Raw genomic sequence first — 7,381 nt, 5'->3', positions numbered from 1 at the left:
GCGCACGCCATGATCGATCCCCCCAGATCAATGAACGGAAGGGTGGCGCCGGGCCGGCCGTTCGGCAAGAGCGCCGCGGCTCAGTTGAGCTTGGAGGGCTCCGGCGGCTTGGGCGGCAGGGGGACGACGGGAACGCCGTCCTCGACGAGGTCGCGGACCTCCGCGGGCGAGGCCTGGCCGTAGATGCCGCGATCCTCGGCGCGACCCTCGTGGATGGCGCGGGCCTCGGTGGCGAAGGCGTCGCCCACGTCGTCGAAGTTGGCCTCCACGTGACGGCGGATGCGGCCCATGGCCTGCATCATCAGCTGGGTCTTGGCCGCGCCGTCGTCCTGTACGGTCTTCCTCGCCCCGGCGATGGCGGGGGCCATGATCTGCTTCTTCACCGCCCGGGTGGCGCAGAGCGGGCATTCGATGAGGCCCTTGGCGGACTGGTCATCGAAGGCGGCGGACGAGCCGAACCAGCCCTCGAAGTCGTGGGCGTGCTCGCAGATGAGGGCGTAGCGGATCATGCCGGCCCTTCGCGGCCCGTTTCGGGGCCGGTGAAGGCGCGCGCATTGGCCAGCGCCGGGATGGCGCGGCGGGCCTTGGCGGCGGCGCCCAGGTCGAGGTCGACGACCAGCACGCCGGGCTCGTCGTGGTCGAGATGGCCCAGCACCTCGCCCCAGGGGCCGACGGCGAGGGTGTGGCCCCAGGTGCCGCGGCCGTCCTCGTGGAAGCCGCCCTGGGCGGGGGCGAGGACGAAGGCGCCGGTCTCGATGGCGCGCGCCCGCATCAGGATCTCCCAGTGCGCGGCGCCGGTGGGCCGGGTGAAGGCGGCGGGGATGGTCATGACCTCGGCGCCCGCCAGGGCCAGGGCGCGGTAGAGGGCCGGGAAGCGCAGATCATAGCAGATGGTCAGGCCCAGTTTCGCCTCGCCGGCGTCGGCGCGCACGGCGCGGTCGCCAGGCTCGTAGCTTTCGGACTCACGCGCCGTCTCGCCGGTCGGCAGGTCGACGTCGAACATGTGCAGCTTGTCGTAGGTGGCGGTGACGGCGCCGGCCGGATCGATCAGCACCGCGCGGTTGGCGCACTTGCCGTCCTGGCGCTTGACCAGGGCCGAGCCGATCAGCATCCAGACCCCGAGCTCCTTCGCGGCCGCGCGCATGCCCTGGACGAAGGGATCGTCCTCCAGGGACTTCAGAGCCGGAAACAGCTTGGCGCGGTCCTTCTGCAGGATGTTGGAGCCTTCCGGCGTGGCGATGAAGGTCGCGCCCTCAGCCGCCGCCTCGCGGACCAGCGGCAGGACGTGGGCCAGCGCCGCGGTCTGGTCCGCGGGCGTGCGGGTCTGGATGAGGCCGACCTTCATGGGAGTTAGATAGGCCATCCCTCCCACAATGGGGAGGGATCAGGCCGCCTGTTGCAGCAGGGGGTCCAGCTTGCCCTCGCGCTCCAGGGCCAGCATGTCGTCGCAGCCGCCGATGTGGCGCTCGCCGACGAAGATCTGCGGGAAGGTGGCGCGGCCGCCGGCCCGCTGCATCATCTCCTGGCGCTTCTCCGGATCGAAGGCGGCCTCGACCTCGGTGAAGGCGACGCCCTTCTTCTCCAGCAGCGAGACCGCGCGGATGCAATAGGGGCAGTAGGGCTTGGTGTAGATGGTGACGTGGGCCATGGCGCTCTAACGATTTGCGGCTCGTGGAAGCTTCATATGGTGAGTCCCGCCATCTCTTTAACCCGTGCGACCACTGCGACATCCACGCGCGCGGCGCCGGCCTGTTTGAGGGCCCGCGCGCAGCCCTCGGCGGTGGCGCCGGTGGTCATGACGTCGTCGATCAAGAGCAGGCGCTTGCCCTCCACGAGCCGGCGGCGGGCGGCGGGCACCTCGAAGGCGGCGGCGACATTGCGCTTGCGGCCCGAGCCGGACTTGCCGGCCTGGCTCTCGGTGGCGCGGCGGCGGATCAGGGCGTCGGGCAGATAGACGAGGCCCTCGCGGCGGGCCAGCGGCCGGGCGATCTCGGCGGCCTGGTTGTAGCGGCGCTTGAGCAGCCGCAGCGGATGCAGCGGCACGGGCAGGACCGCGTCGGCCTCGGCGACCAGCTCGCGGGCCGCGCGCGAGATCCACAAAGCGAAAAGGGGCGCGAGATCGGGCCGGTCGGCGTGCTTGAGCTTGAGGATCGGGTCGCGGACGGCGTCGTCGTAGAGGCAGGCGGCGCGGGCCGCGGCGAAGGCGCGGGGCCGGGCCATGCAGGCCGCGCAGCGGGCGGCCGCCCCATTGAGATCGGGACCGAGGTCGTATTCGAAGGGCTGGCCGCAGCCGTCGCAGACCGGGCCGTCGAGGAAGTGGATGCGGCTCCAAGTCTCGACCGGCAGGCCGGCCGCCGCGGTGGGCGATCCGTCGAGACCGCGCGGCGGGAAGATCAGGTCGAGGCCGGCGCGCCACAGGGCCAAAGCCTGAGCGGGCGGTTTCCATCCGGATCGGAAGACGCCATGTTCCGCGCGCAATGTCCGCCCCACCCCGCCTGTTCGACCGCCGCCTGCACAAGAAGCGCCTGGATCGGGCGGCGAAGGGCTTCGGCGGCGCCGATTTCCTGCACCGCCGGGCCGCCGCCGACCTGGTCGAGCGCCTGGAGGCGATCATGCGGGACTTCCCCCGCACGGTCGAGCTTTCGTCGCGACGCGGCGCGTTCGGCGAGGCGTTGCGCGAGAGTCCGGCGCGCGAGCGGGTGGGGCTGCTGGTGGAGGCCGACCTCTCCACGGCCATGCTGCGCGGCCGGAGCGGAGCGCGGGTGGCGTTGGACGAGGAGCAGCTGCCGTTCGCCGGGGGCAGCCTCGACCTGGTGGTCTCGACGCTCGGCCTGCAATGGACCAACGACGTGGTCGGCGCGCTGGTGCAGATCCGCCTGGCGCTGAAACCCGATGGGCTGTTTATCGGCGCTTTCCTGGGCGGGGCGACCCTGACCGAACTTCGCCAGGCGCTGGTGGCGGCCGAGGCCGAGATCCTGGGCGGCGCGGGCAGCCGCGTCTCGCCCTTCGCCGACGCCTCGGACGCGGCGTCCCTGCTGCAGCGGGCCGGCTTCGCCCTGCCGGTGGCCGACGTCGACCGGGTGAGCGTCAGCTATGAGCATCCGCTGCGCCTGCTGGCGGACCTGCGCCAGATGGGCGAGACCAGCGTGCTCGCCGAGCGGCATCCGAAGCCGCTCTCCCGCCGGCTGCTGGCGCGGGCCAGCGAGGTCTATGCCGAGCAGTTCGGCGACCCTGAGGGCCGCGTCCCCGCCACCTTCGAGATCATCACCCTGACCGGCTGGGCGCCGCACGAAAGCCAGCCACGCTAAAAAACCGCATGGGCGGAAGGGGGTCGCGACAACGCGCCACGGCGGCGCTTGCACCTCGCGTCTCTACGGTTGCGCTCGAGGGACGCTCTCGCCTTGGGGGCATGCGTGAAGTTGAAGCTTATTCTCGGCGCCGGTGTTGCGGCGGCCGCCTGCGCGATCCTGGCCTCCTGCGCCGACGCGCCCCAGAGACCTGCGCCGCGGGCCTACTACTCGCCCCGCGTGCAGGCCACGCCCAGCACGCTGACCGCAGAAGCCAGCGTGTTCGAAGGCTACATGCGCCGCGCGCGGGGCATCGACGCCAGCTTCTCCGGCCCGCGCGAGGTCTCCGAAGCCCTGCAGACCGGCGCGAGCCACGAGCCGCGGCAGCTGGAGACCGGCATGATCGCCTATGCGGCGGTGGCCGCCCTGCAGGAGCCGCGCTTCGTCGACGCCATCCGGTCGAACCCCAACCGCGCCGAGCTGGCCAGGCGGCTGGCCAGCGATCCGGCGCTGGCGCTGGAGCTGCCTGGCGGGGAAGCCGCGGCGGCCCGGGCGGCCGGCGCGCTGGCGAGCCAGGGCGAGGCGCTCCGCGAGCAGGGCTTAAGGGTCAAGCGGGCGGCCTATTCGGTGCAGCACCAGGCCTGGTCGAAGAAGGACGTGCCCAATCCCGGCGGGCGGCTGGCGCGGGTGAAGGCCCTGTCGTCGGAGCCGCTGAGGGCCAGTTCGGGCGACAGCGCCCGGCTCTATGAGGCCATGGCGCAGGGCGCGCGGCGATCCGGCCCGGCGGGCCCCGCGGTGACGCGGGCCCTGGCGGTGGCGGCGCTGAACGTGCTGGGCGAGCCCGGCCAGGGCCACGCCCTGATGAGCGAACCGCGCACGGCGTCTTGCCTGCGCATCGCCAAGCTCAACCTCTACCAGTGCCTGGCCGCGGCCGGTCCGCAGTACGAGGACATCTTCTGCCTGGGCCAGCACGCCATGGCCGACACCGGCCAGTGCGTGGTGGAGGCCACCCACCCGGCGCGCGTGGCGACGCGGGCGAGCTATAGAAGGTAGTTCGCACTTCCAAATGAACCGTCATGGCCAGGCTTGTCCCGGCCACCCAGACGCACCGATGCGGCGAGTTTCGCGCGCAACCCCGCCGACCCCCGCGTTTCTGGGTCCCCGGCACAAGGCCGGGGATGACGGCTGGAAAATTGAAACTCAGATCAAGTCCCTGAGCCACGCCACGAGCGGGGCGTCGGCGGGGGGCATGGGATAGTCGGTGAGCTTCACCGGCTTCACCCAGGCGAGCGCGGAATGGTGGCGGGCGGTCACCTGCCCGTCCCAGCGGCGGCACAGGTAGAGCGGCATCAGGAGGTGGAAGCCCTCGTAGGCGTGGCTGGCGAAGACGAAGGGCGCCAGGCAGGCCTGGGCGACGGCGATCCCCAGCTCCTCGTCGAGCTCGCGGATCAGGCAGGCCTCGGGGGTCTCGCCGGCCTCGACCTTGCCGCCCGGGAATTCCCACAGCCCGGCCAGGGCCTTACCCGGCGGCCGCTGGCAGATCAGCACACGGCCGTCCACATCCACCAGGGCGGCGGCGGCGACCAGCAGCAGCGGCCTGGCCTCATCCATCCCTAGGATCGGTAGTCGCCGTTGATCTCGACGTAGCGCTTGGTGAGATCGCAGGTCCACATCTCGGCGGAGCCGCGCCCGGTCCCGACGTCGATCGAGACCTCCAGCTCCTGGCGCTTCATGTAGGCGCTCATCTTGGCCTCGTCGTAGCTCTTGGCCACCAGCCCGTCCTGGGCGGCCCAGAGGTCGCCGAACCTCACCGACAGCTTGTCGCGGTCGATGGGCTCGTCGGCGCGGCCCACCGCCATGACGATGCGGCCCCAGTTGGCGTCCTCGCCGGCGAAGGCGGTCTTGACCAGCGGGCTCTCGCAGACGGTGCGGGCGATCTTGCGGGCCGACGCGTGGCTCTCCGCGCCGGTCACCGAGACCTTGATGAACTTGTTCGCCCCCTCGCCGTCGCGGACTAGCTGCTGGGCGAGGTCCATCAGCACGTGCTCCAGCTTGTCGCGGAAGTCGGCCAGGCGGTGGTCGCCGGCCCGGCTGATGCGCGGGGCGCCGGACTGGCCGGTGGCGAACAGCAAGAGGGTGTCGTTGGTGGAGCGGTCGCCGTCCACCGTCACGGCGTTGAAGGTGTTGCGCGTGTAGAGCGAGGCCAGGATCTGCAGCGCCGCCGGGGCGATCGCCGCGTCGGTGACCACGAAGGCCAGCATGGTCGCCATGTCCGGCGCGATCATGCCGGAGCCCTTGCAGATGCCGGCGATCTTCACCGGGACGCCATCGATCCTGGCCTCGGCGAAGGCGCCCTTGGCGAAGGTGTCGGTGGTCATGATCGCGCCGGCCGCCTGGGCCCAGGCGTCGGGCTTCAGCCGCTGCTCGATCTCCGGCAGGCGTTGGGTGATCCTGGCGTCGTCCAGCAGCACGCCGATGACCCCGGTCGAGGCCACGAGCACGTCGCGCTGGCGGCAGTCGAAGCGCTTGGCGGCGGCCGAGCAGACCCGGCGCACGGCGTCGGCGCCCGGCTTGCCGGTGAAGGAATTGGCGCAGCCGGCGTTGACCACCAGGGCATGCACGCCCTCGCCCTTGGTCATGGCCAGGTGGCGCTGGCACCAGTCGACGGGGGCGGAGCCCACGCGATGCCGGGTGAAGACGCCGGCCGCGCTGGCGCCCTGCGGGAAGCGCATGACCAGCAGGTCGTCGCGCTCGTGCTTGTAGAAGCCGGCGCGGCCGGTGGCGAGCTCGACCCCGGCGATCGGCGGGATGGCGGGGAAGGGCACGGCCAGCGGCGAGACCGGCATGGCGGACTTGGACGCCGGCGCGGCCGGCGCGGTCGGCGGGGGGGCGGTCTCGAATTGCCGGGCATTGCGGTCGGCGCGGCGCAGCGCCGCGCGCTTCAGGGCGCTCGCCAAGGGGTCGAAGGCGCGCTCGAGGGTCTGACCGACCACCTCGACGGGCTTGGCGGCCGCTTCAAGGGCGGCCTGGGAGGCGGACTTGCGGGGCTTGCGGCTCATTTCTTCCCCTCTGCCTGAGCCTTGGGAGCCGGCGGCGCGGGCGTGATCTTCGGCGCGTCGGCGGGCGGCACGGGGGCGCCGGCGCCGTCGGCCTTCACCAGCCGCACGATCTTGGAACGGGCGCGCAGCTTCTCCAACTGGTCACGGATCTGATCGTAGGTCAGGAAGCGCACGATCTGCGGCCGGGCGGCCTCGAAGGTCAGCGGCGGCTCGAGCCGGCGGTCCTCGACCTTCAGGAGGGCGAAGCCGCCGTCGACCGGGATCGGGCCGATCAGCTGGCCGGCCTTGGCGGTCTTCAGCGCCCCGGCATAGGCCTCGGGCATCACGTCGGTGGTGAAATAGCCCATGTCGCCGCCGTTGAAGCGGGTGGCGCTGTCGGTGGACTTCTCCATGGCCAGCGCCTCGAAGGAGGCGCCGGACTGGGCCATCTTGCGGACCGCCTCGGCCTCGGCCTGGGTGGGCAGCACGATCTGGCGGGCGTGGATTTCCTCGGCGCGCTTGGCGAGCTTCAACTGCTCCTGATAGAGGCCGCGGATGGCGTTCTCGTTGACCGCGTCGGCGACCACGCTCTCCACCAGGATGTCGCCCAGGATGCGCTCGCGCGCCGCGGCGAGCCGGCGCTGGGCCACCGGGTCCTTGTCGAGCTTGCGTTTCAGGGCCTCGCCGGCCAGCAGCTTCTGGTCGATCACCTGATCGAGCACGCGGTGGAAGATGTCGGAGGAGACGTCCAGCGGCTCGCCCTCGCCGATCAGTCCCTGCGTCACCGCCTCGCGCTTCACGTCGGAGGCCCAGACCGTCTGGTTGTCGACGGTCGCCACGGCCACGTCGCCGCGCTCCGGCGGCTTCTCGGCGCCGCCGCCCTTGCCGCAGGCGCAGAGCGCCAGGCTGAGCGCCAGCACCAGTCCAGCCAGCTGCGCCGGGCGAAGGGACTTCGCGGCCGCCATGCAGTGATCCTCTCCAGGGGACGGAGGTTGCGCGCCCACGCGCCGCCCGTCCCTAGCCATTTACGCCGTGCGATGCAAAGGTTGCCGCGAG

General features: G+C 72.0%; 9 protein-coding genes. 2 read left to right on the top strand and 7 right to left on the bottom strand.

The genetic code is table 11. The annotated features are described in order from the left end of the window. Positions 1–80 precede the first annotated feature (80 nt). Genes VGT80_RS11410 through VGT80_RS11395 form a run of 4 tightly spaced genes read right to left on the bottom strand, consistent with a single transcriptional unit; the run spans position 81 to position 2,478 of the window. Positions 81–509, bottom strand: a complete 429-nt coding sequence (locus VGT80_RS11410; RefSeq protein ID WP_327455872.1) for a DUF1178 family protein — start codon at positions 507–509, stop codon at positions 81–83. Continuing rightward, entirely contained in the window at positions 506–1,363 is an 858-nt protein-coding gene (locus VGT80_RS11405; RefSeq protein ID WP_327455870.1) for a carbon-nitrogen hydrolase family protein, read from the bottom strand. The genes VGT80_RS11410 and VGT80_RS11405 overlap by 4 nt, the downstream gene beginning before the upstream one ends. Before the next feature lie 21 nt (positions 1,364–1,384). Continuing rightward, entirely contained in the window at positions 1,385–1,648 is a 264-nt protein-coding gene (gene grxC / locus VGT80_RS11400) for a glutaredoxin 3 (protein ID WP_327455868.1), read from the bottom strand. A 32-nt stretch (positions 1,649–1,680) separates the two neighbouring features. Continuing rightward, positions 1,681–2,478 (bottom strand): ComF family protein, encoded by a 798-nt coding sequence (locus VGT80_RS11395; RefSeq protein ID WP_414693904.1) that lies wholly within the window; start codon positions 2,476–2,478, stop codon positions 1,681–1,683. Between VGT80_RS11395 and VGT80_RS11390 the strand changes: the two genes are divergently transcribed. Further along, positions 2,478–3,308, top strand: a complete 831-nt coding sequence (locus VGT80_RS11390) for a methyltransferase domain-containing protein (protein ID WP_327455866.1) — start codon at positions 2,478–2,480, stop codon at positions 3,306–3,308. The two genes, VGT80_RS11395 and VGT80_RS11390, sit on opposite strands and share 1 nt — an antisense overlap. 105 nt (positions 3,309–3,413) lie before the next feature. Beyond that, the gene (locus tag VGT80_RS11385) at positions 3,414–4,340 is read left to right on the top strand and encodes a hypothetical protein (protein WP_327455865.1); all 927 of its coding nucleotides are present in this window, start codon (positions 3,414–3,416) and stop codon (positions 4,338–4,340) included. A 147-nt stretch (positions 4,341–4,487) separates the two neighbouring features. Here the strand turns inward: VGT80_RS11385 and VGT80_RS11380 are convergent, their stop codons facing one another. From VGT80_RS11380 to VGT80_RS11370, 3 genes are read right to left on the bottom strand one after another with little or no spacing between them, the layout of a single operon-like run. Next, positions 4,488–4,898, bottom strand: a complete 411-nt coding sequence (locus VGT80_RS11380; protein ID WP_327455863.1) for a (deoxy)nucleoside triphosphate pyrophosphohydrolase — start codon at positions 4,896–4,898, stop codon at positions 4,488–4,490. 2 nt (positions 4,899–4,900) lie between these two features. Then, the gene (gene argJ, locus VGT80_RS11375; protein ID WP_327455861.1) at positions 4,901–6,346 is read right to left on the bottom strand and encodes a bifunctional glutamate N-acetyltransferase/amino-acid acetyltransferase ArgJ; all 1,446 of its coding nucleotides are present in this window, start codon (positions 6,344–6,346) and stop codon (positions 4,901–4,903) included. Continuing rightward, positions 6,343–7,290, bottom strand: a complete 948-nt coding sequence (locus VGT80_RS11370; protein ID WP_327455859.1) for a peptidylprolyl isomerase — start codon at positions 7,288–7,290, stop codon at positions 6,343–6,345. Before VGT80_RS11370 ends, argJ begins: the two co-directional genes overlap by 4 nt. Positions 7,291–7,381: the final 91 nt, after the last annotated feature.

Origin of the sequence: Phenylobacterium sp., assembly GCF_035944335.1 — a bacterium.
Classification (GTDB): Bacteria; Pseudomonadota; Alphaproteobacteria; order Caulobacterales; family Caulobacteraceae; genus Phenylobacterium.
Note: the sequence above shows the minus strand (reverse complement) of the source record. Positions and strands in the feature narration are given on the sequence as shown.